Source organism: Paracoccaceae bacterium Fryx2 (genome assembly GCA_032334235.1).
Classification (GTDB): Bacteria; Pseudomonadota; Alphaproteobacteria; order Rhodobacterales; family Rhodobacteraceae; genus JAVSGI01.
Genome location: JAVSGI010000005.1, coordinates 767,640 through 789,583, shown reverse-complemented (window position 1 = coordinate 789,583; position 21,944 = coordinate 767,640). Strand labels below are relative to the sequence as shown.

At 69.7% G+C, this 21,944-nt stretch carries 17 protein-coding genes and 1 pseudogene; 12 read left to right on the top strand and 6 right to left on the bottom strand.

Annotated features, from left to right (window positions below; all coding sequences use genetic code 11):
- The first annotated feature begins 8 nt into the window (after positions 1–8).
- From thrC to RNZ50_12990, 5 genes are all read left to right on the top strand, one after another.
- On the top strand, positions 9–1,394 hold the full coding sequence (thrC, locus tag RNZ50_13010) for a threonine synthase (protein MDT8855917.1): 1,386 nt from the start codon (positions 9–11) through the stop codon (positions 1,392–1,394).
- Positions 1,391–2,650: a pitrilysin family protein gene (locus RNZ50_13005; GenBank protein ID MDT8855916.1), complete on the top strand. Its 1,260-nt coding sequence runs from the start codon at positions 1,391–1,393 to the stop codon at positions 2,648–2,650. The genes thrC and RNZ50_13005 overlap by 4 nt, the downstream gene beginning before the upstream one ends.
- Entirely contained in the window at positions 2,650–3,234 is a 585-nt protein-coding gene (locus RNZ50_13000; protein ID MDT8855915.1) for a GNAT family protein, read from the top strand. The genes RNZ50_13005 and RNZ50_13000 overlap by 1 nt, the downstream gene beginning before the upstream one ends.
- Positions 3,235–3,301: 67 nt before the next feature.
- Positions 3,302–4,120: an MBL fold metallo-hydrolase gene (locus RNZ50_12995; protein ID MDT8855914.1), complete on the top strand. Its 819-nt coding sequence runs from the start codon at positions 3,302–3,304 to the stop codon at positions 4,118–4,120.
- Positions 4,121–4,165: 45 nt separating this feature from the next.
- Complete coding sequence (locus RNZ50_12990; GenBank protein ID MDT8855913.1) at positions 4,166–5,581, top strand: FAD-binding oxidoreductase; 1,416 nt, start codon at positions 4,166–4,168, stop codon at positions 5,579–5,581.
- 333 nt (positions 5,582–5,914) lie between these two features.
- Here RNZ50_12990 and RNZ50_12985 read toward each other — a convergent pair whose 3' ends face one another.
- The 3 genes from RNZ50_12985 to RNZ50_12975 form a co-directional block, all read right to left on the bottom strand.
- Entirely contained in the window at positions 5,915–6,448 is a 534-nt protein-coding gene (locus RNZ50_12985) for an adenine phosphoribosyltransferase (protein ID MDT8855912.1), read from the bottom strand.
- A gap of 5 nt (positions 6,449–6,453) precedes the next feature.
- Positions 6,454–7,326, bottom strand: coding sequence for an S-methyl-5'-thioadenosine phosphorylase (locus tag RNZ50_12980; protein MDT8855911.1), 873 nt, complete (start codon positions 7,324–7,326; stop codon positions 6,454–6,456).
- A 197-nt stretch (positions 7,327–7,523) separates the two neighbouring features.
- Positions 7,524–8,105, bottom strand: a complete 582-nt coding sequence (locus RNZ50_12975) for a flavin reductase family protein (GenBank protein ID MDT8855910.1) — start codon at positions 8,103–8,105, stop codon at positions 7,524–7,526.
- 86 nt (positions 8,106–8,191) lie between these two features.
- Here RNZ50_12975 and RNZ50_12970 point away from each other — a divergent pair, with 86 nt between their 5' ends.
- Together RNZ50_12970 and RNZ50_12965 are read left to right on the top strand one after the other, a co-directional pair.
- The gene (locus tag RNZ50_12970) at positions 8,192–8,680 is read left to right on the top strand and encodes an N-acetyltransferase (GenBank protein ID MDT8855909.1); all 489 of its coding nucleotides are present in this window, start codon (positions 8,192–8,194) and stop codon (positions 8,678–8,680) included.
- A gap of 69 nt (positions 8,681–8,749) precedes the next feature.
- Positions 8,750–9,544 (top strand): EcsC family protein, encoded by a 795-nt coding sequence (locus tag RNZ50_12965; GenBank protein ID MDT8855908.1) that lies wholly within the window; start codon positions 8,750–8,752, stop codon positions 9,542–9,544.
- Between the two features lie 229 nt (positions 9,545–9,773).
- Here RNZ50_12965 and RNZ50_12960 read toward each other — a convergent pair whose 3' ends face one another.
- From RNZ50_12960 to RNZ50_12950, 3 genes are read right to left on the bottom strand one after another with little or no spacing between them, the layout of a single operon-like run.
- Entirely contained in the window at positions 9,774–10,826 is a 1,053-nt protein-coding gene (locus tag RNZ50_12960; GenBank protein MDT8855907.1) for a lipocalin-like domain-containing protein, read from the bottom strand.
- A complete protein-coding gene (locus RNZ50_12955; GenBank protein MDT8855906.1) occupies positions 10,816–13,206 on the bottom strand; it encodes an FtsX-like permease family protein in 2,391 nt (796 codons plus the stop codon). Before RNZ50_12955 ends, RNZ50_12960 begins: the two co-directional genes overlap by 11 nt.
- Entirely contained in the window at positions 13,206–13,862 is a 657-nt protein-coding gene (locus tag RNZ50_12950) for an ABC transporter ATP-binding protein (protein ID MDT8855905.1), read from the bottom strand. The genes RNZ50_12955 and RNZ50_12950 overlap by 1 nt, the downstream gene beginning before the upstream one ends.
- A gap of 162 nt (positions 13,863–14,024) precedes the next feature.
- Between RNZ50_12950 and RNZ50_12945 the strand changes: the two genes are divergently transcribed.
- The 5 genes and pseudogenes from RNZ50_12945 (at position 14,025) to lon (ending at position 21,899) form a co-directional block, all read left to right on the top strand.
- Entirely contained in the window at positions 14,025–15,020 is a 996-nt protein-coding gene (locus RNZ50_12945) for a DUF6635 family protein (GenBank protein MDT8855904.1), read from the top strand.
- Positions 15,021–15,267: 247 nt separating this feature from the next.
- Positions 15,268–16,344: a DUF475 domain-containing protein gene (locus tag RNZ50_12940; GenBank protein ID MDT8855903.1), complete on the top strand. Its 1,077-nt coding sequence runs from the start codon at positions 15,268–15,270 to the stop codon at positions 16,342–16,344.
- A 101-nt stretch (positions 16,345–16,445) separates the two neighbouring features.
- Positions 16,446–17,850 (top strand): annotated as a pseudogene (locus RNZ50_12935) (FAD-binding oxidoreductase).
- A 195-nt stretch (positions 17,851–18,045) separates the two neighbouring features.
- Entirely contained in the window at positions 18,046–19,176 is a 1,131-nt protein-coding gene (gene tgt / locus RNZ50_12930; GenBank protein ID MDT8855902.1) for a tRNA guanosine(34) transglycosylase Tgt, read from the top strand.
- 314 nt (positions 19,177–19,490) lie between these two features.
- Positions 19,491–21,899 (top strand): endopeptidase La, encoded by a 2,409-nt coding sequence (gene lon / locus RNZ50_12925; GenBank protein ID MDT8855901.1) that lies wholly within the window; start codon positions 19,491–19,493, stop codon positions 21,897–21,899.
- The last annotated feature ends 45 nt before the right edge of the window (positions 21,900–21,944 follow it).

Below are 21,944 nucleotides of genomic sequence, written 5' to 3'. Positions count from 1 at the left end.
TGGGCGCGATGCAGTATATCTCGACACGGGGCACGGCCCCGACCCTGGCTTTCGGCGAAGCGATGATGACGGGTCTGGCCCGCGACGGCGGGCTTTACGTGCCCGATGCCGTGCCGGTGATGAGCCCCGCCGCGATTGCCGCGCTGGCCGGAAAATCCTACGAGGAAACCGCCTTCGCGGTGATGTGGCCCTTCGTGCGCGACACCTTTGCCGAGGACGAGTTCCGCGGCCTGATCGCACGGGCCTATGCCGGGTTCGGCCATGCCGCCCGCGCGCCGCTGGTGCAGATCGGCGCGAACCATTTCCTGCTGGAGCTGTTCCACGGCCCGACGCTGGCGTTCAAGGATTTCGCCATGCAGCTGATCGGGCAGATGATGCAGGCGGCGCTGGCGAAAAGCGGCGAGCGGGTGACGATCGTCGGCGCGACCTCGGGCGATACCGGGTCGGCGGCGATCGAGGCGTTCCGCGGGCTGGATGCGGTCGACGTGTTCATCCTGTTCCCGCATGGCCGGGTGTCGGACGTGCAGCGCCGCCAGATGACGACGCCGACCGAATCCAACGTCCATGCGCTGGCGATGGACGGCGATTTTGACGATTGTCAGGCCCGCGTGAAGGACATGTTCAACGACTTCGCCTTCCGCGACGGGGTGCGGCTGGCCGGAGTCAACAGCATCAACTGGGCGCGGGTGCTGGCGCAGGTGGTGTATTACTTCAGTTCCGCCGTGTCGCTGGGCGCGCCGCACCGGCCGGTCAGCTTCACCGTGCCCACCGGCAATTTCGGCGACATCTTCGCGGGCCACATCGCGCGCGCCATGGGCCTGCCGATTGCCGAACTGGTGATCGCCACCAACCAGAACGACATCCTGCACCGCGCCCTGACCACGGGCGCCTATGCCACCAACGGCGTCAAGCCGTCGATCAGCCCGTCGATGGACATCCAGGTGTCGTCGAACTTCGAACGCGCGCTGTTCGATGCCTACGGGCGTGACGGGTCGGCGGTGGCGCAGCTGATGGCCGAGCTGAAGGCGGGGGGCTTTCGCATCTCGCAGGGGGCCTTGCAGGCGTTGCGCGCCGGTTTCGCCTCGGGCCGCTGCTCCGAGGATGAAACCCGCGCCACCATCGCCCAGGTCTTTGCCGATACGGGCGAGGTGCTCTGCCCCCATTCGGCGGTTGCCGTCAAGGTCGCGGGCGACCATCAAGGCGACGTGCCGATGATCACCCTTGCCACCGCCCACCCCGCCAAGTTTCCCGACGCGGTCGAGGCCGCGATGGGCGCCCGCCCTGGCCTGCCCGAGCGCATGGCCGACCTCTTTGACCGGCCAGAGCGCATGACGCGCGTGGCCAATGATCTGGGGGCGATCGAAAGCCTCATTCTTGAAAGGACCGGCCGTTGACGCTTCGCCTTGATACCCTGCCCAACGGCTTTCGCATCGTGACCGAAGACATGCCGGGGCTGAAATCGGCCTCGGTCGGCATCTGGGTCACGGCCGGCGGGCGCCATGAACGGGTGGAACAGAACGGCATCGCGCATTTTCTGGAACACATGGCGTTCAAGGGCACCAAGCGCCGGTCCGCCCTGCGCATCGCCGAGGAAATCGAGGATGTCGGCGGCTACATCAACGCCTACACCAGCCGCGAGATGACGGCCTATTACGCCCGCGTGCTGACCGCCGATGTCGGCATGGCGCTGGACGTGATTGCCGACATCGTGCTGAACCCGGTGTTCGACCGCAAGGAAATCGAGGTCGAACGCCATGTGATCCTGCAGGAAATCGGGCAGGCGCTTGACACGCCCGACGACATCATCTTCGACTGGCTGCAAGAGGCGAGCTACCCCGACCAGCCGTTCGGGCGCAGCATCCTCGGGCCGTCGGAGCGGGTTTCGGGCTTCAAGCGCGCCGACCTCGTGCGCTTCGTCAGGGAACATTACGGCCCCGACCAGATGATCCTGTCGGCGGCGGGGGGGGTGGACCATGACGCGCTTCTGGCGCAGGCGACCGAGCTGTTCGGCGGGCTGAAGCCGGTCGGTGGCAGCCTGATCCAGCCCGCCCGCTTTACCGGCGCCGAAAAGCGCGAGATCAAGGCGCTGGAGCAGGTGCACATGGCGCTGGCCTTCGAGGCGCCAAGCTACCGCGCCCCCGATGTCTATGCCGCACAGGTCTATGCCATGGCGATGGGGGGCGGCATGTCCTCGCGCCTGTTCCAGAAGATCCGCGAGGAGCGGGGGCTGTGCTATTCGATCTTCGCCCAGTCCGGGGCGTATGAGGATACCGGCCAGATCACCATCTACGCCGGCACCTCGGCCGAGGAGATCGGCGACCTCACACAGTTGACGGTGGACGAGCTGAAACGCGCCGCGGGCGACATGTCGGAGGCCGAGGTGGCGCGGGCGCGGGCGCAGCTGAAGGCGGGCCTGCTGATGGGGCTGGAAAGCCCGTCAAGCCGCGCCGAACGGCTGGCGCGGCTGCTGTCGATCTGGGGCCGGGTGCCTGATGTCGACGAGGCGGTGGCGAAGATCGACGCCGTGACCACCGAGCACGTCCGCACCTATGCCGCCGAGATGGTGCAGGCGCCGGTGGCGATGGCGCTGTATGGTCCGGTGGCCGAGGCGCCGGGGCTGGATGCGGTGCGCAAGGCGCTTGCCGCCTGATGCTGGGCCTGCGCCGCAAGCTGAGGGTCGAGACCGAGCGCATGACGCTGCGGTTGCCCCAGCACGGCGACTTTCACCCCTGGTCGGGCCTGCGCGCGCAAAGCGAGGCTTTCCTGAAACCGTGGGAGCCGCTGTGGTTGGAAGACCACCTCAGCCGCAAGGCCTTCACCAACCGGGTCTACTGGGCCAACCGGGCGCAGGCGCAGGGCACGGCCTTGCCGCTGCTGCTGATCCGGCGCGGGGACGGCGCGCTCTTGGGGGCGATCACGCTTGACCACATCCGCCGGGGGCCCGCACAGGCGGGCACGCTGGGCTACTGGATGGGCGCGGCCCATGCCCGCCACGGCTACATGCGCGAGGCGATCCTGGCGGTGGTGCATCACGCCTTCACCGTGCTCGACCTCAGCCGGATCGAGGCCGCGTGCCTGCCGGAAAACGCCGCCTCGCGCGGGGTGCTGGAGAAATGCGGCTTCAAGTATGAAGGCGTGGCGCAAAGCTATCTGCAGATTGCGGGGCGCTGGCGCAACCATGTGCTTTACGCCAACCTGCGCAGCGACCGGCGCGGCCGGACCGATGTCGGCTGACCACACGCGTCCGTGATGGGCCAAACCGGGCGGGGGTGCTACCCTTCCTGACCGGAGGTGCCCGATGATGCCGCGAACCGTCCTGCCCCTGATGCTTGCCACCGGCCTTGGCCTTCCCGCCGCCGCGCAAGAGCGTATCCCCAGCCATTGCATCGCGCTTGCGCAGGCGCCGGGGCTGGAGGTGATCCACCGCGCGTCGTTCGGTGCGCCGCTGGCCGAGGGCCGGGTGCGGATCAGGTTCATCGACCACGCGACCTTCATGCTGGAAACCCCGGGCGGGCTGGTGGCCGCCACCGACTATACCGGCTATCTTGGCAGCATCGACGTGGTGCCCGATGTCGTGACGATGAACAACGCCCATTCCACCCACTGGACCGCCCGCCCCGACCCGCGCATCCCGCATGTGCTGCGCGGCTGGGACGAATTCGGCGGTCGCGCCGAGCATGAGCTGGACCTGGGCGAGATGCTGGTGCGCAACGTGGCGACCGACGTGCGCTCGCGTTTTGGCGACGGGGTGCGCAAGGACGGCAACTCGATCTTCGTGTTCGAGGTGGCCGGGCTCTGCATCGGCCATCTCGGGCACCTTCACCACGAGCCCGACGCGGCGCAATACGCGGCCCTTGGCCGGATGGATGTGCTGATGGTGCCGGTGGACGGCGGCTACACGATGAACCTGCCCACGATGATGAACGTGGTGCGCCGCCTGCGGTCCTCGGTCGTTCTGCCGATGCACTGGTTTTCCGGCGCCTCGCTGGATCAGTTTCTGGTCGGAATGAGCGCCGAGTTCGAGGTGGTCCGGCTCGAGTCGTCCGAGATCGAGTTGTCGCTGGCCGACCTGCCGCGCCGCCCGACCATCCTGGTGCTGGAGCCCGACTATCTGCGCTAGCCCCCTTGCCGCCCGCGCGCTAAGCAGGGCCAAACGGAGGCCCCGATGCTGAACCCCGCCGATCCGGCCTTTCTGGCCGACCTTGCCGCGCGCCTGCCCGAAGGCACCCTGCGCCCGCCAGAACCGCGCCATCTGACCGAGCCGCGCGGCCGCTGGGTCGGGCAGGGGGCGGCGGTGGCGTTGCCGCGCACGGTGGACGAGGTGGCGACCGTGGTGCGCGCCTGCGCCGCCGCGCGCGTCGGCGTGGTGCCGCTGGGCGGCGGCACCGGGCTGGTGGGCGGGCAGGTGATGCCCGAGGGCCCCGCGCCACTGCTGCTGACGCTGGACCGGATGGCGGCGCTGCGGGCGGTCTACCCGGAGGAGAACGTGCTGATCGTCGAGGCCGGCATGGTGCTGGCCGAGGTGCAGGCCCATGCGTTGGCGGCGGGGCGGCTCTTTCCGCTGACGCTCGCCTCTCAAGGCTCGTGCCGGATCGGCGGCAACCTTGCCGCGAATGCGGGCGGCGTCAACGTGCTGCGCTACGGCAACGCGCGCGACCTTTGTCTCGGGCTGGAGGCGGTGCTGCCCGACGGCGCGATCTGGCACGGGCTGAAGCGGCTGCGCAAGGACAACACCGGCTATGACCTGAAGAACCTGCTGATCGGGTCGGAGGGCACGCTGGGGGTGATCACCGCCGCCAGCCTGAAGCTGGTGCCGCAGCCCGCCGCCGAGGGCACGGCGATGCTGGCGGTGCCCGACCCCGCGGCGGCGCTGGCGCTGCTGGCGCTGGCGGGCGACCGGCTGGGCGGGCTCGTCTCGGCGTTCGAGCTGATCGGCCGCACCGGGCTCGACTTCCTGTCCGAGACCATGCCCGAGGTGCGCCAGCCCTTCGCCACCCCCCCCGACTGGATGGTGCTGATCGAGCTTGGCCTGCCCGAAGGGCTGGACCCGCTTGCCGCGCTCGAAGCCCTTTACGCCGAGGCCGCCGAGGCCGGTCTGGTGCTGGACGGGGTGATCGCCACCTCCGCCGCGCAGCGCGCCGCCTTCTGGACCCTGCGCGAAAGCCTGCCCGAGGCCAACCGCCGGATCGGCGCGGTGTCGAGCCACGACATCTCGCTGCCACTCGGCGCCGTGCCCGATTTCCTGCGCGCCGCGGGGCCTGCGCTCGCCACGCTGGGGCGCTGGCGGATCAACTGCTTCGGCCACCTCGGCGACGGTAACCTGCACTACAACGTGTTCCCCCCGGCAGGCGAGACCCGCGCCGACCATGATCCCCAGCGCGGCGCGATCAAGTCGCTGGTGCATGACATGGTGCACGCGATGGGCGGCTCGGTCAGCGCCGAGCACGGCATCGGGCGGCTGAAGGTGTCCGATCTGGAACGCTACGCCGACCCGGCGAAGCTGGCCGCGATGCGGGCAATCAAGGCGGCGCTCGACCCGATGGGCATCATGAATCCGGGGGCGGTGCTGCGGGCGCAGTGACCCGGTGGCGGGCTTGCGGCACCGCCGGAGCCTCCGGCGGGGATATTTGGGCAAGGTGAATGCGCAAGGCGGCGGCAAGCGACAGCCTTGCCTTTCTTCTGTTTGAAAATATCCCCGCCGGAGGCTCCTGCGCATCCGCCCGAACCGGCGGCGCAGACCGGGAACCACCCTGCCAAACAGAAACCCCGCCGGGGTGTACCGGCGGGGTGGGGTTGGGTGGGTCACGTGTTGCAAGCAGCGCCCTGTCCATCCGTGGGTAGCGTCTGGACAGGAACAGGGTTAAGACGATTCGGCTAACAAATGGTTACCGGGCACCGGGTCACAGCCCCCGCATCAGAGCCCGTCAAAGGCGCAGAGGGCATGGACCTCCATGCCCAGCCCTTCCAGCCGGGCGCGGCCGCCGAGGTCGGGCAGATCGACCACGAAGGCGCAGCCGATCACCTCGGCCCCCAGCCGTTCGATCAGCCGGATGCCCGCCTCGGCGGTGCCGCCGGTGGCCAGGAGGTCGTCTACCAGCAGCACCTTCTCGCCGGGCTGCATCGCGTCGTCATGCACTTCGACCACTGCCTCGCCATATTCCAGCTTGTAGTCCTGCGCGAGCGTGCGGCCGGGCAGCTTGCCCTTCTTGCGGATCGGCACGAAGCCGGTGGAAAGCTGGTGCGCCACCGCCCCGCCGAGGATGAAGCCCCGCGCCTCCAGCCCGGCGACGCGGTCGATGCGCATTCCGGCGTAAGGCGTCAGCAACTGGTCGATCGCCATGCGGAAGCCGCGCGCATCAGCGAACAGGGTGGTGACATCGCGGAACAGGATCCCTTCATGCGGGAAGTCGACGATGGTGCGGATGTAGTCCTTGACGGTCTTTGCCATGGGTCTCAAGCCTTCAACAGGCGGCCGGCGACCGCATCGAGTTTCGCTGCAAGCGCCGCGTCGCGCAGGTCGGGGGCGGTCATGATGGCATGGTCCAGCGCGCGGTCGCAGCCATGCGGGCAGGGGGCGCGGGCGGGCCCCAGCAGGGCGGGCAGCCGCGCCACGAGGTTGCGCGCGGCGGCGGCATTGGCGGTCAGCGTCTGGATGATCTGCGCAACATCGACCGCGCCGTGATCCTCGTGCCAGCAGTCGAAATCGGTGACCATGGCGACCGAGGCGTAGCAAAGCTCGGCCTCGCGGGCGAGTTTCGCCTCGGGCATCCCGGTCATGCCGATCACGTCGGCCCCCCAGCTGCGGTAGAGCCGCGACTCCGCCAGCGTTGAAAACTGCGGCCCCTCCATCGCGATGTAGGTGCCGCCCTTGTGGACGGTGACGCCAACGGCCTGCGCGGCCTCATGGCAGGCGGCGCCGAGGCGCGGGCAGGTCGGGTGCGCCAGCGAGACATGCGCCACCATCCCCGGCCCGAAGAACGACTTCTCGCGCGCGAAGGTGCGGTCGATGAACTGGTCGACGATCACGAAATCGCCCGGCGCATAGTCGGGCCGCAGGCTGCCGCAGGCCGAGACCGCGATCACGTCGGTGACCCCCAGCCGCTTCAGCGCGTCGATGTTGGCGCGGTAGGGCACCGAGGTCGGGCTGTGCACATGCCCGCGGCCATGGCGCGGCAGGAAGGCGATCGGCACGCCGCCCAGCCGCCCCACCAGAACCTCGTCCGACGGCGCGCCCCAGGGGGTTTTCACCCTGACCCAGCTTGCGCCTTCGAGCCCGTCGATCTGGTAGACCCCCGACCCGCCGATCACCCCGATCATCGTATCCATTGCCACCCTCTTGCTGTTGCGCCGGGCAGATTAGGGGCGGATGCGGCCCGGGGAAAGGGCGGAAGCGGCCGAGAGCACCCCCCGGCCCCGCCGTGCAAGCATTTGCCGCACCCCCGGCGGCCAATGCGCGGCATCGGGGGCAGATGGGTATTTGGGCCAAGAAGAAACGGGCAGGGGCGGGGTGGCGGGGCAGGCGCCTATTCCCCCGGCCGCGCCAGCGTGAAGGTGTCGCGGACCACCGTGTAATCCATGTAGCCCAGGCGGGCGAGGTGGGCGGCGCGGGCAGTGTCGTAGCGGCCGTCGGTCAGGCAGTCGTCGCGGATGTGAACGCCGGTCACCCGGCCGAGGATAAGCCGGTTGTCGCTGCCCTCCAGCGCGATTTCCTGCGTCAGGCGGCATTCCAGTGCCGCCGGGGCATGGGCCACCCGGGCGCAGGGGATGGTGGCGCACTCCACCCGCGCGAGGCCCGCATGGCTGAATTCGTCATGACCGGGGGGCAGGGCGGCCGAGGTGGCGTTCATCGCGTTCGTGAACTCTGCCCCCACCAGATTGACGCAGAACACCCCGGTCTGGCGGATGTTGGCAAGGCTGTCCTTGACGCCGGTGGAGGCGAACATCACCTGCGGCGGCGCACAGGCCACGGCGTTGAAGAACGAGTAGGGGGCGAGGTTGTCGCCCAATGGCCCGCGCGTCGATATCCAGCCGATCGGGCGCGGCGTGACGATCGCGTTGAACGGGTTGTGGGGCAGGCCGTGGCCGTCTTCGGGGCGGTAGAACATGCGGGCCTCATTCCGGTTTGAACCTGACGTATCCGCGTGTTACCCGCGATTCCAGAAGATTCGGCCCCGGGAACTGGAACACGCCCTTGTATCATCTGGAAGAGGAAGCCGAGGCCGACTGGTGGGAGGTCGAGGCCCTGTATGACCTGTGCTTCGCGCCGGGTCGCACGGCGCTGTCGTCCTACCGGCTGCGCGACGGGGTGGCGACGGTGGCGCCGCTGTGCGGGGTGCTGCGCGACGAGGACGGCACGCTGGCCGCCGCGATCCGCTACTGGCCGGCCGAGGTTGCCGATCAGGACATCCTGCTGCTTGGGCCGATCGCGGTGCATCCGACCCGGCAGGGCGAGGGGCTGGGGGGGCTGCTGATCACCGAAAGCCTGGCAGAGGCGCGCAGGCTCGGCTGGGAACGGGTGCTGCTGGTCGGCGACGCGCCCTATTACCGACGCTTCGGGTTCAGCAAGCTTGACGGCGTGGTGATGCCGCCGCCCACCAACCCCGACCGCGTGCTGGGGCTGGAACTGGTGCAGGGCGCCTGGGCGGGCATCAGGGGGCCGGTGGTCAAGGCGCAGGGCTGAGCCGCCGCGCCCTTGAAACCGGGGCCCGACATGCCGACGTTGAAGCTGTGCGGCACAAGGGGAACTACCATGGCGGCAAGCGCATCTTCACCCGGGGTTCAGCCCTGGACCGACGCGGCAGAGACCGAGATCGCGGGCATTGCGACGCGGTACCGGCGGGCCTCGGGTCTGCTGATGAAGACCATCATGTATTTCGGTGGCAAGGCCGAGAACCTGCTGGAACGGCTGCCCGACGCCGCCAAGGACCGGATCGAGGAGGTCACGGCGCAGGCGCTGCACTGGTCCTACGATCGGGCGGCGACACTGTCCGACGACCCGCGGATGCCGCGTCTCGGCCCCTGGGCGAACCGGGTCGCCGTGACGGCCACCGGGGCGGCGGGCGGTTTCGGCGGCCTGCCCGCGGCGCTGGTCGAACTGCCGGTCACGGTGACCACGATGTTCGGTGCCATCCGCAAGGTTGCGGTGATGCACGGCTTCGACCCGCAGGACGACGAGATCCGGCTGGAATGCATCCGCGTGTTCGGCAGCGGCGGACCGCTGGCCGAGGATGACGGGGTGGAGACCACCTTCTTCGGCTCGCGCATCGCGATCAACGGCGCCACGGTCAAGGCGGCGATTTCGGCGGTGGCTCCGCGGTTTGCCGCGGTGATCGGGCAGAAGCTGGCCTCGCAGACCCTGCCGGTGCTGGGGGCGGTTGCCGGGGCGGGGGTCAACTACACCTTCATTTCCTATTACGAGGAGATGGCGCATGTCCGCTTCGCGCTGCGCCGCATGGCGCTGACGCTGGGGCCAGAGCGGGTGAATGCGGCGTTTCGCGCCAGCACGGCGCGCAGGCCCGTGCGCAGGCGCCCCCCGCGGTCCTGAGGGTCCGCCCGGCGGTCTGCACTGGGGATGGGGGTGGGGGGCTCGCCGGTCTGCACCGTCACCCTGTCGCCCGGCGACGGCTGGAGAGAGAATCTTACGGAGCACGGCGCACAGGTCCGGGTGGCGCGAGACCGACGGCACCACCGCGCGCGCCCGGCTGGCGAACCGCCCCGGCAGTGTCGGCGGGTGATGTGGTCACGGGTCGGGCTGCGCGGACAACAGGCCCCGGTCAGTCATATCCCGTCATCTCCAGATACCCGCGCCCCGGATGGCTGCCGCCGATGCGGACCGGGCCTTCCCAATAGGGCACCGAGGTGGCCATCCACGCCTGCGGGTTCAGCGCGGTCAGCGTCACATCGAGCGCGCGCGCGGGCAGTTCCACCCGCCAGTCCACCGGCACATCGCGCCCGGCCACCGTTTCCTGCCGCAGCGGGGTCAGCCGAAGCGCGCCGGGTGGCATCGGGGTCGGGGTGCCGTCGGGGTCGATCCAGGTGGCGCTGGTGTAGCCTTCCCCGGCGTCACGCAGGCGGAACCCCATCAGCCGCGCGCCGTCGTCGAACATCAGCGAGATCCAGTCCCAGCCGGTCTGGTCGGCCGCCAGCGGTTGCGACGACCACTCGCGGTCAAGCCAGGCCTGCCCGGTAACCGGGATAAGCCGGTCCCCCAGCGTCAGGCTGCCGCCGACCCGGTAGAACGGCTGCGAATAGTAGTGGCTGGCCTGCCCGGCGGCCGATTTCACCGAATAGCCGGCCTCGCCCTGTGCCACCAGCGGGCCGATGGCATCGAGGCTCAGCGCATAGGAAAAGCCGGGGCCCGTGGCGGCAAGGTCGAGCGCCGACAGTTCGTCGGCCCCTTCCGGCGCCCGTCCGGTCATCTGCCAGTCGTCGATCCACGCGGCAAACGGCGCGGCCGTCACCCCGGCCTGCCCGATGCCGCCGCGCGCCAGCCGTTCGGCCACGAAATGCGCGTCGGGCGTGGTGACGGCGGCATGGCCCATCCAGAGCTGCGGGCTGGCCCAGCCAACGCCTTCACCCGGCGCGAAGGCCGAGCGGAACAGCGTCCACTGCGCGCCATACTCGGTGCCGTCGGGGCCGGTCAGCGTGGCGGTCAGATACCACCACTCGATGCGGAAATCGGGGTGCGGGCCGTGGTCGGCGGGGAAGTCCAGCGCGCGGCGCTCGGGGATGGCGAAGCCTTCGGCATCGCCGCCGAGGCCCGCAAAACCCTGCGGCTCGGCGGGGGTGGCGAGCAGCAGGGCTGCGAGCAATATCCTAACGTTCATTCGTGAACACCTTCACCAGATCGCCCGGCGGCGTGCGTGCCAGCCGCAGCACCGGAATCGCCGCCGCCACAAGGGCGGCCAGCAGCGCCAGCCCCCCCAGCAGCAGCCAGTCGGCCGGAAACACCCGCATCGGCAACCGCCAGCCGAAGGCCGCTACATTGACCACCGCCAGCAGCACCCAGGCCAGCGCCAGCCCCAGGGGCAGCGCCGCCGCCAGCACCAGCATTGCCAGCAGCAGGGTGCGCGCAAGGTCGAGACCCGCCAGCCGCGCCCGCGTCAGCCCCATCGCCCAGACCGGCGCCAGTTGCGGCAGGCGCATCCCCGCCAGGGTCATCAGGCTGGCGAACATCGCAAGCCCCGCAACCCCCAGCGTCAGCACGTTCAGCGCGGCGGTCACGGCGAAGGTGCGCTCGAAGATGCGCAGCGAGAAGGCCTTGATGGTGGCCTGATCGATCACCGCCGTTTCGGGCAGGTCGAACGCGGCGCGCAGGTCGGCGGCCAGTGCCCCGGCTTCCGCAGGCGCGACCCGCACGGCAAAGCGCAGGCGCGGGGTGTCGGGGAAACGCGCGGTCAGGGTCTCGGTTGAAACGATCACCTGCGGCTGCGGGTTGCCGTAGTCGGAATAGATGCCCGCCACCGGCAGCGCGCCGCCGGGCAGGGGCACCGCGTCGCCCATCGCCAGCCCCGCCCGGCGCGCCAGTTGCTCGTTGACCAGCAGGGCGCGCCCCTCGGCCACCGCCTGCCATACGTCGGGCACCGCTTGCAGCAGGGGCCAGTTGTCGCGGTAGGTGGCGTGGTCGGTGACGCCGTAAACCTCGCCCTTCGCGCCAAGGATCAGGGTTTCGGCGTTCCAGATCGGCAGCACCGCGTCGGAGCGCGGGCCCAGCCAGTCCGCCATCGCCGCCGCCTCGGCCGGGTCGCGGGCGGTGATGTAAAGCTCGGAGGCCAGCCGCTGGTCCAGCCAGCCGGTGAAGGTCAGCCGGAAGCTTGCGACCATCGTGCCGACGCCGACATTCGCCGCCAGGGCCAGCAACAGCGCCATCAGCGCCAGCGACAGGCCGGGCAGTTGCTGGCGGGTGTCGGCCCAGAACCATTGCGTCAGCACGCCGCGCGACAGCCGCTCGCCCGCCCATGTCACCGCCGTAAGGAACACCGGCAGCAGCAGCGCCGCCCCGAGTAAGAGCCCGCCCAGCACCCCGAAACCGGCCCAGAGCCCGCGCCCCGCCAGCCCCAGCGCCAGCGCGCCCGCCAGCAGTGCCAGCCCCAGCCCGGCCTGCCAGCGCAGCCCCGCCGCCGAGGCCCGCGCCCAGGCGCGCGGCTGTGCGGGCGCCAGCAGCGGCAGCCGCCACACCCGCCACAGGCTTTGCGCCGCCGCGACCAGCGTGCCCAGCACCGCGATCCCAAGCCCCGCCAGCCACCACGACGGGCGCAGGCTGAGCGTGCCCGGCACCTCGGCGCCGTAAAGCCCGCGCAGGGTGGCGGCCACATCGGGCAGCAGAAGCGCCGCCACGCCGTAACCCAGCACCACGCCCAGCACCCCCGCCACCAGCGCCAGCACCAGCAGTTCCGCCAGCAAGAGCCCGGTCAGCGTGCGCGCCGGAATCCCCAGCGCGCGCAGGGTGCGGAACACCGGGCGGCGCTGCTCGAACGCAAGGCCGATGGCGGAATGCACGATGAACAGCCCGACCGCGAAGGCCAGCAGGCCGAAGGCGGTCAGGTTCAGATGGAAGCTGTCGGTCAGGCGGGCAAGGTCTTCCGCCGGCGCGGGGGTGTGCAGCACCAGCCCGGCGGGCAGGGTGGCCGGGTCGGGATGCGGCGCATCGGGCAGGAGCAGGTGCGACAGCCGCCCCTCCAGCCGCAGCAGGCGCTGCGCCACGCCGATGTCGGCCAGCGCGGTGCCTGGCGGCAAGTCTTCGGCAACCCGCAACGGCGGCAGGCCCGCGCCGTCCAGCCCGGCGGCTGTCTCGGCGCTGGCGAACAGCAGGCCGGGGCCGGACAGGAAGGCCGCCGCGTCGCCGCCCTCCAGCACCGGGACGCGCTGCGCGGATCGCGGCAGGGTCAGGGGTTCAATTCCGATCAGGCGCAGCCCCGAGGGCATCAGCCGCCCCTCGACCACCGGCGAGACCGGCCAGCCCGCACGGCGCAGCGCGACATAATCGGCCTCTGCCACCGTGCCGCCACCGCGTGCCACGATCCGCGCCATGGCGTCCTGCCCCAGCGCCCCCGCCGCCCGGTCGTAGCTCGCGCGCGCCTCGGCGTTGATCGCCTGCACCCCTGACCAGAGCGCGGTCGCCAGTGCCAGCCCCAGAAGCAGCATCGCCAGTTGCAGGGGATGCCTGCGCCAGTGCGACAGCAGTGCCGCCAGCCCCGCCCGCCGCATCAGCCCACCCGCCCGGCGGTCAGATGCACCCGCCGGTCCAGCCGACCCGCCAGCCGGGGCGAGTGGGTGACCATCAGCAGCCCCGCCCCGGTCTGCGCCACCAGCCGCAACAGCAGGTCCATCACCGCGTCGGCGGTCGCCTCGTCAAGGTTGCCGGTCGGCTCGTCGGCCAGCACGAGACGGGGCCGGGCGGCCAGCGTGCGCCCGATCGCGACCCGCTGCTGCTGGCCGCCCGAAAGCTGCTCGGGGTAGCGCGCGAGCAGCTTCTCCAGCCCCAGCGCCTCCGCCAGCGCCGCCTGCCGGGCGGCGTCATGCCGCCCCGCCAGCCGGGCCTGAAACGCAAGGTTGGCCGCGACGTTCAGCGAGGGGATCAGGTTGAACTGCTGGAACACCAGCCCCACCGTGCCCCGGCGCAGCGCGGCCCAGGCGGCATCGCCCGCCGCCGTCATGTCCTGCCCTTCGATCACCAATTGCCCGGCATCGGCCCGGTCGAGCCCCGCCACCAGATGCAGCAGCGTGCTTTTTCCGCTGCCGGATTCGCCGGTCAGCGCCAGGCTTTCGCCCGGGGCAAGGGTCAGGTCGACGCCATCCAGCACCCGCAGCGGGCCTTCGCCCGTGGGGTAGCTTTTGGCAAGGCCGGTCAGGGACAAGAGCATGGCGCCTCCGCTTTCAGCCTTGCCATCTAGCACGCCCCGGCGCGGCGCACAGCCGCCTGTGGCAACGGATCCGCAGCGTCGGGCCGGGCAGGCGTCTTGCGCGCGGTTGCGCCCGCGCCCATCTGTGAGCAAGGAAAACGGTGATCGGGGCAGGGCAGAATCATGGATCAGGCACGCGCGCACGGCGACGCACGACAGGCGGCCGCGCCGGTCGCCGCAGACCCTGCGGCGCTTGAGGCCGCGATGCAGGCCGCAGCAGCCGCCTATTTCGCCGACCGCCGCGCCCGGGTTCCGGACTTCGTGCGGCGCCATTTCGGTCTTGGCGGCAGTCTGGCGCTGCACCGTGCAGCCCTTGGCGGCGACGTGCTGCGCGCGCCGGTCAATCTGGCGCTGGCGCCGGTGCTGGTGCTCAGCCGGATAGGGGCCTGGGGCCTGCGCCGCGCCCGCCTGACCCGCGCCGCCGACTGGCTGGGCAGCAAGCCCATCCTGCTGGAAACCGAGGTTGCGCGCCGGGTGGAAAGCCTGATCCTGACCGACCTGCTGGAACTGCCGCAGGGCACCCGGACCCGCGACGCGCTGACCGAGGCGATGCTGGCGCAACCCGCATTGCGGGCGGTGGTCGCGGCGCGCGCCGGACCCGAGGCGCTGGCGGGCCTTCAGGCGCAGGTCTCGCGCACGCTGGGCGACTATACCGGCACGCGCTCGGCGGTGGCCGAGATGACGACCGCCCTCGGCACGCTGGGGGCGGGGGCGCTGGCCTTTCATGCGGTGACGCCGGGCATGGTGTCGCTGGCGCCGACGCTGGCCGCCGTGCTGGCGCATCAGGCGGCCATCGCGGCCTTTCCGCTGGGCGCCGGGATCGGGTCGATGTGGTATGGGGTTTTTCCGGTTGCGGCGTCGCCGCTGCTGGGGGGCGCGGCGCTGGTGGGGCTGGTGATGACAGGGGCGGCGGCAACGGCTTTCGCGGGCGTGCTGGCCGACCCGGTGCAGCTGCGGCTCGGCATCCACCAGCGCCGCCTGAACCGGCTGATCGACGCGCTGGAGGACGGTTTCACCGGGCAGGGCAGCCGGGCCTTCGCCGCCCGCGAACACTATCTGGCGCGGCTTCTGGATGTCGCCGACGCGGCGGTTGCCGCGGTCCGGCTGATGCGCGCCTGAGGCGCTGCCCCGGCCTTGCAAGGCGGGAAATTCTGCATTACCTCATGCGTGATCCGGCGGCACGACCCCGGGGCGGAATACGGTGACCGGGCCCCTCTGGCCAGAGCAGGCGACGCTCTGACGATGTCGGCACTGCAGAAACGAACAGGTCGCCCGGAAGCCCCCAGATGCCCCCCTTGCCCCATGCCTGCCCCACGCCCGCGTGGCGCGTCACTCAGGTCGGTATCCGTCAGGCGGGGTGCCGGGCATGACCGACGCACCCGCACTGAAGCCGACGCTGCGCTATTTCAACTGGGCATTCATCGTCACCGCCGTCGGCCTTGCGCTCGGGGGCCTGCTCGGCTGGCAGACGACCGGCACGGTATCCGGGATGGCGACGATCTTCTTCATCTGCTGCGTGCTGGCGGTGCTGGAGATATCGCTGTCCTTCGACAACGCCATCGTCAACGCCAACAAGCTCAAGGACATGACGCCGGAATGGCAGCGGCGGTTCCTGACCTGGGGCATCCTGATCGCGGTGTTCGGGATGCGGATCGTCTTCCCGCTGCTGATCGTCGTGGTGGCCGCCAACATCGGGCCGATCGACGCCATGGTGCTGGCCGCAGCCCAGCCCGAGGAATATGCCCGCATCATGAAGGAGGCGCATCTGCCGATCGCGGCCTTCGGCGGCACCTTCCTGATGATGGTCGGCCTCAGCTACTTCTTCGATCACGACAAGGACGTGCACTGGATCGGCGCGCTTGAGCGGCGGATGTCGCAGTTCGCCAACATCAAGGGGGTCGAGATCGCCTTCGTGCTGTGCCTGATCCTTGGCTTCTCGCGGCTGCTGGAAGGTGCCGAATCGCAGGTTTTCATCAACGCCGCGATCTACGGGCTGCTGACCTTCCTGCTGGTCGAGGTGGTGGGCGGCTTTCTGGACGCCTCGCAGGAAACGCTGACCGGGGCTGCCAAGGGCGGCCTGGGGGCGTTCCTGTATCTGGAGGTGCTGGACGCCTCGTTCTCGTTCGACGGGGTGATCGGGGCCTTCGCGCTCAGCCAGAACCTGTTCGTCATCGCCATCGGTCTGGGAATCGGCGCGATGTATGTGCGGTCGATGACCATCATGCTGGTGGAACGCGGCACGCTGGCGCAATACCGCTATCTGGAACACGGGGCATTCTATGCCATCCTGATCCTGTCGGTGATCATGTATGTCCAGACGCTGGTGCATATACCCGAGGTGATCACCGGGCTGGGCGGGGCGGCGCTGATCGGGGTGTCGCTGTGGTCCTCGATCCGCTGGAACAGGGCGCATGACGGCGACGAGGCGGTGGCGGCGATCTGACCCGCGCGGGCAACTGGGCAAATCCGGTTGCAGCAGGGCCGCGATTGCGGCACGCAGGGCGGGCAGGGGGCGACACCGCCCCCGCCGCCCGGGAGCCACCGATGCCAGCGCCGAACCCCTCTGCCGCCCCGGCCCGGGTCGGTGACGTGTCCTTCTGGTATGCCGACATGGGCGGCCTGCCTGTCCCCCGCCCTTCGCTTGACGGCGACACGAGCGCCGAGGTCTGCATCGTGGGGGCGGGGTATACCGGGCTCTGGACCGCCTGGTACCTGAAACAGGCCGATCCGGCGCTGAAGGTGCTGGTGGTGGAAAAGGACTTCGCGGGCTTCGGCGCCTCGGGGCGCAATGGCGGCTGGCTGACGGGCGGCTTTGCCTGGAACCACCGGCGCTATCTGTCCACCGGCACCGAGGCGGGCGTGCGGGCCATGGTGGCCGCGATGGGCGGCACGGTGGACGAGGTGATCCGGGTGGTCGAGGCCCACGGCATCGACGCCGACATCCTGCGCACCGACGAGCTGATGCTGGCGACCAATCCGGCACAACTGGCGCGTCTGAAGGCCGAGGCGGCAGAGCGGCAGCACTGGGGCGAGGGCGACCGGGTGAGCCTGCTCGACGCCGACGCGGCGCGGGCACGGATCGCGGTGCCCGGCACGCTGGGGGCGATGCGGGTCGCCAATGTCGCCCGCATCCAGCCCGCGAAACTGGTGCGGGGTCTGGCCCGCGCCGTTGAAGGGCTGGGGGTGCGGATCGTCGAGGGCACCACGGTCACAGAGATCGCGCCGGGCCGGGTGACCACCGACCGCGGCAGCATCCGTGCCCGGATCATCCTGCGCGCCACCGAAGGCTTCACCGCCACGCTGCCCGGCACCCGCCGCGACTGGCTGCCGCTGAATTCGGCGCAGATCGTGACCGAACCGCTGGACGCGGCGACCTGGGCGCAGATCGGCTGGCAGGGGCATGAGATTGTGGGCGATTTCGCCAATGCCTACTGCTATTGCCAGCGCACCCGCGACGGGCGCATCACGGTCGGTGCGCGCGGCGTGCCCTACCGCTACGGCTCGGGCATCGACCGCAGCGGGGTGCCGGACCCCGAGACCATCCGCCGCCTGACCGCGATCCTGCACCGCCATTTCCCGGCGGCGGCGAAAGCCCGGATCGACCATGCCTGGTGCGGCGTGCTGGGCGTGCCGCGCGACTGGTGCGCCACGGTGGGGCTTGATGCCGGCAACGGGGATCGGCTGGGCGGGGGGCTATGTCGGGGTCGGGGTCTCGACCTCCAACCTTGCGGGGCGCACGCTGGCCGACCTGGCGCTGGACCGCGACACCGATCTGGCGCGGCTGCCCTGGGTCAATCGCCGGGTGCGGCGCTGGGAACCGGAACCGTTGCGCTGGCTGGGGGTGCGCGGCATGTACCGGCTGCTGAACATGGCCGATGCGCGCGAGACGCGGAACGGCGGGCCGCCGTCGTGGCTGGCGGCCTTCGGCAACCGGCTGACCGGGCGTTAGGCCCGGCACCTGCCGGTCGCGGTCACCGGCGGGGCCGGGAGCCAAGAGTTTTCCCGAAAACTCTTGCAAAATCCTTTGAAGGATTTTGGCACACCCGGCCCGGCCGCCGGTCCGTGCCTGAATCGCGCGATCCCGCCTTGGCAATCGCTGCAAACCGCCTATGAAGGGCAACCTTACGGGATGGCGGGGATGGCGATGGCACAGGGCATGTCTTTTCAGATCGCGGCGCGCGACGGGCGCGCCCGCTGCGGGGCGATCAAGACCCCGCGCGGCGAGATCCGCACGCCCGCCTTCATGCCGGTGGGCACCGCGGCCACCGTCAAGGCGATGCTGCCGGGGTCGGTGCGCGAGACCGGGGCCGACATCCTGCTCGGCAACACCTATCACCTGATGCTGCGCCCCACCGCGGAGCGCATCGCCCGTCTGGGCGGCCTGCACCGCTTCATGAACTGGAACCGCCCGATCCTGACCGATTCCGGGGGCTATCAGGTGATGAGCCTGGCCGGGCTGCGCAAGCTGACCGAGGACGGGGTGAAGTTCAAGTCGCACATCGACGGCTCGCTGCACCATCTGACGCCTGAGCGCAGCATGGAAATCCAGCGCCTGCTGGGCAGCGACATCGTGATGTGCTTCGACGAATGCACGCCCTATCCGGCCGACGAGGCCACGGCACGCAAGTCGATGGTGCTTTCGATGCGCTGGGCGCAGCGGTCGCGCGATGCGTTCGGCGACCGGCCGGGCCATGCGCTGTTCGGCATCCAGCAGGGCTCGGTCTTCCCCGACCAGCGCGCAGAAAGTGCCGAAAGGCTGCGCGACATCGGGTTTGACGGCTATGCCGTGGGCGGGCTGGCGGTGGGCGAGGGGCAGGAGATGATGTTCTCGGTGCTCGACTATGCCACCGACATGCTGCCCGAGGACCGGCCGCGCTATCTGATGGGGGTGGGCAAGCCCGACGACATCGTGGGCGCGGTGCAGCGCGGCATCGACATGATGGACTGCGTGCTGCCGTCGCGGTCGGGGCGCACAGGGCAGGCGTTCACCAGGGCTGGCGTGGTCAACATCAAGAACGCCCGCCACATCGACGACCCGCGCCCGCTGGACGAGGCCTGCGCCTGCCCGGCCTGCCGCAGCTACAGCCGGGCCTATCTGCACCATGTCTTCAAGTCGCAGGAGATCATCGCCTCGATGCTGATGACCTGGCACAACCTGCAATACTATCAGGACCTGATGGCCGGATTGCGCGACGCTATTGCCGGGGGGCGGCTGCAATCTTTCGCGGCCGAGTTCCACGCGGCGCGCGCGCAGGGCGACATCGAGCCGCTTTAGATGCAGGGCGGTCAAAATCCTTCGAAGGATTTTGGAAAACTCTTCGAAGAGTTTTCCGCTTTGCACGGCGGGCGGACCGTCCTTTCCGCCTTCGCTCTGCTGCATTCCGCGCATCCGGCGCGGTCCGGGCGGGCTGGCGGGGCCCCGCGCATTCCCTGCTTGCCCCCCGCCGGGCACAGGCGCATTATCTTGTGACATCCTTCTGGTTGACAGCCACTTCCCGCACCACCAGATATGACTACTGAACGCAGGGGAAGGCCAAGTGCTGCCGATGACCGGGGCCGGTGCCTTTCTGCCCAGACCAAGGAACAAGCATGAGCGACCTCCTCTCTCCCAGCTACCCCGTGCTGCCGCTGCGCGATATCGTGGTGTTCCCGCACATGATCGTGCCGCTGTTTGTCGGGCGCGAAAAATCCGTGCGCGCGCTTGAAGAAGTGATGGCCGAGGATCGCCGGATCCTGCTGTCGTCGCAGATCGACCCCACGGTGGACGATCCCAGCACCGAAGGCATCTACCGCTCGGGCGTGCTGGCCAATGTGCTGCAACTGCTCAAGCTGCCGGACGGCACCGTCAAGGTGCTGGTCGAAGGCAAGACGCGGGTGCGCATCAGTGACTTCCTGCCCAACGAGCAGTTCTTCGAAGCGTCGGCTGTGGCGCTGACCGAGGTGCCGGGCGATGCCTCGGTGACCGAGGCGCTGCTGCGCGCCGTCGCCGAGGAATTCGAACGCTACGCCAAGATCAAGAAGAACATCCCCGAAGAGGCGCTTTCCGCCGTTTCGGAAGCGCGCGAGCCTGCCCGGCTGGCCGACCTCGTCTCGGGCCACCTTGGCGTCGACGTGGCGGTCAAGCAGGCGCTGCTGGAAACGCTGAACGTGGCCGAGCGGCTGGAAAAGGTCTATGGCCACATGCAGGGCGAAATGTCGGTGCTGCAGGTCGAGAAGAAGATCAAGTCGCGCGTCAAGACGCAGATGGAGCGCACCCAGCGCGAATACTACCTGAACGAACAGATGAAGGCGATCCAGCGCGAGCTGGGCGACGGCGATGACGCGCAGTCCGAGATTGCCGAGCTGGAAGAGCGGATCCGCAAGACCCAGCTTTCAAAGGAAGCGCGCGACAAGGCCGAGGCCGAGGTCAAGAAGCTGAAATCCATGTCGCCGATGAGCGCGGAAGCCACCGTGGTGCGCAACTACCTCGACTGGCTGCTGGGCGTGCCGTGGGGCGTGAAAAGCCGCATGAAGAAGGATCTGGGGCGCGCGCAGGCCGTGCTGGATGCCGACCACTACGGGCTGGAAAAGGTCAAGGAACGCATCGTCGAATATCTGGCGGTGCAGGCGCGCAGCCAGAAGATGAAGGGCCCGATCCTGTGCCTCGTCGGCCCTCCGGGCGTCGGCAAGACCTCGCTCGGGCGGTCGGTGGCGAAGGCCACGGGGCGCGAGTTCATCCGCATCAGCCTTGGCGGCGTGCGCGACGAATCCGAGATTCGCGGCCACCGGCGGACCTACATCGGCTCGATGCCCGGCAAGATCATCCAGGCGCTGAAGAAGGCCAAGACCACCAACCCGCTGATCCTGCTCGACGAAATCGACAAGATGGGGCAGGACTTCCGCGGCGACCCGGCAAGTGCGATGCTCGAGGTGCTGGACCCGGAACAGAACGCGACCTTCGTGGACCACTATCTTGAAGTGGAATACGACCTGTCCAACGTGATGTTCCTGACCACCGCCAACAGCTACAACATGCCGGGGCCCCTGCTCGACCGGATGGAGATCATTCCGCTGTCGGGTTACACCGAGGACGAGAAGCGCGAGATTGCCAAGGGTCACCTGATCCCCAAGCAGATCGCCAACCACGCCCTGAAGAAGACCGAATTCGGCGTGACCGACGCGGCCTTGACCGAGATGATCCGCACCTACACCCGCGAGGCCGGGGTGCGGAACCTTGAACGTGAAATCGCCAAGCTCGCCCGCAAGGCGGTGACGCAGATCGTCAAGGGCCAGTCCAGGTCGGTCGAGGTGACCCCCGAGGCGCTGGAAGGCTATCTCGGCGTCAAGCGGTTCCGCTACGGCCTCGCCGAGGCGACCGATCAGGTCGGCGTGGTCACCGGGCTGGCCTGGACGAGCGTGGGCGGCGATCTGTTGCAGATCGAGGCGCTGCGCCTGCCCGGCAAGGGCCGGATGAAGACCACCGGCAAGCTGGGCGACGTGATGAAGGAATCGATCGAGGCGGCCGCGTCCTTCGTGCGCTCGATCAGCCCGGAAATCGGGGTGAAGCCGCCGAAGTTCGAGACCATCGACATCCACGTGCACGTTCCCGAAGGGGCAACCCCGAAGGACGGGCCGTCGGCCGGCCTTGCCATGGTGACCTCGATCGTCTCGGTGCTGACCGGCATCCCGGTGCGCAAGGACATCGCGATGACCGGCGAGGTGACGCTGCGCGGCAACGCGCTGGCGATCGGCGGGCTGAAGGAAAAGCTGCTGGCGGCACTACGGGGCGGCATCAAGACCGTGCTGATCCCGGAAGAAAACGCCAAGGATCTGACCGAGATCCCCGACAACGTGAAGCAGGGGATGCAGATCATCCCGGTGTCGAACGTGCGCGAGGTGCTGAAATACGCGCTGGTGCGCCAGCCCGAGCCGGTGGAGTGGGACGAGGCGGCCGAAGAGGCCGCCGCCGCCGCCCGCCTGCTGGCCGGGGGGGCCGCGGCGCAGCAGACGGCACACTGACACGCGGGCCACGCCCGGCCGGAAGGGCGCGCCTCGGCGCGCCCT

Coding starts and splice junctions, on each gene's coding strand:
- thrC (MDT8855917.1), top strand. CDS start 9: ATGCAGTATATCTCGACACGGGGCACGGCCCCGACCCTGGCTTTCGGC.
- RNZ50_13000 (MDT8855915.1), top strand. CDS start 2,650: ATGCTGGGCCTGCGCCGCAAGCTGAGGGTCGAGACCGAGCGCATGACG.
- RNZ50_12995 (MDT8855914.1), top strand. CDS start 3,302: ATGCCGCGAACCGTCCTGCCCCTGATGCTTGCCACCGGCCTTGGCCTT.
- RNZ50_12990 (MDT8855913.1), top strand. CDS start 4,166: ATGCTGAACCCCGCCGATCCGGCCTTTCTGGCCGACCTTGCCGCGCGC.
- RNZ50_12985 (MDT8855912.1), bottom strand. CDS start 6,448: ATGGCAAAGACCGTCAAGGACTACATCCGCACCATCGTCGACTTCCCG.
- RNZ50_12980 (MDT8855911.1), bottom strand. CDS start 7,326: ATGGATACGATGATCGGGGTGATCGGCGGGTCGGGGGTCTACCAGATC.
- RNZ50_12975 (MDT8855910.1), bottom strand. CDS start 8,105: ATGTTCTACCGCCCCGAAGACGGCCACGGCCTGCCCCACAACCCGTTC.
- RNZ50_12965 (MDT8855908.1), top strand. CDS start 8,750: ATGGCGGCAAGCGCATCTTCACCCGGGGTTCAGCCCTGGACCGACGCG.
- RNZ50_12960 (MDT8855907.1), bottom strand. CDS start 10,826: ATGAACGTTAGGATATTGCTCGCAGCCCTGCTGCTCGCCACCCCCGCC.
- RNZ50_12955 (MDT8855906.1), bottom strand. CDS start 13,206: ATGCGGCGGGCGGGGCTGGCGGCACTGCTGTCGCACTGGCGCAGGCAT.
- RNZ50_12950 (MDT8855905.1), bottom strand. CDS start 13,862: ATGCTCTTGTCCCTGACCGGCCTTGCCAAAAGCTACCCCACGGGCGAA.
- RNZ50_12945 (MDT8855904.1), top strand. CDS start 14,025: ATGGATCAGGCACGCGCGCACGGCGACGCACGACAGGCGGCCGCGCCG.
- RNZ50_12940 (MDT8855903.1), top strand. CDS start 15,268: ATGACCGACGCACCCGCACTGAAGCCGACGCTGCGCTATTTCAACTGG.
- tgt (MDT8855902.1), top strand. CDS start 18,046: ATGGCACAGGGCATGTCTTTTCAGATCGCGGCGCGCGACGGGCGCGCC.
- lon (MDT8855901.1), top strand. CDS start 19,491: ATGAGCGACCTCCTCTCTCCCAGCTACCCCGTGCTGCCGCTGCGCGAT.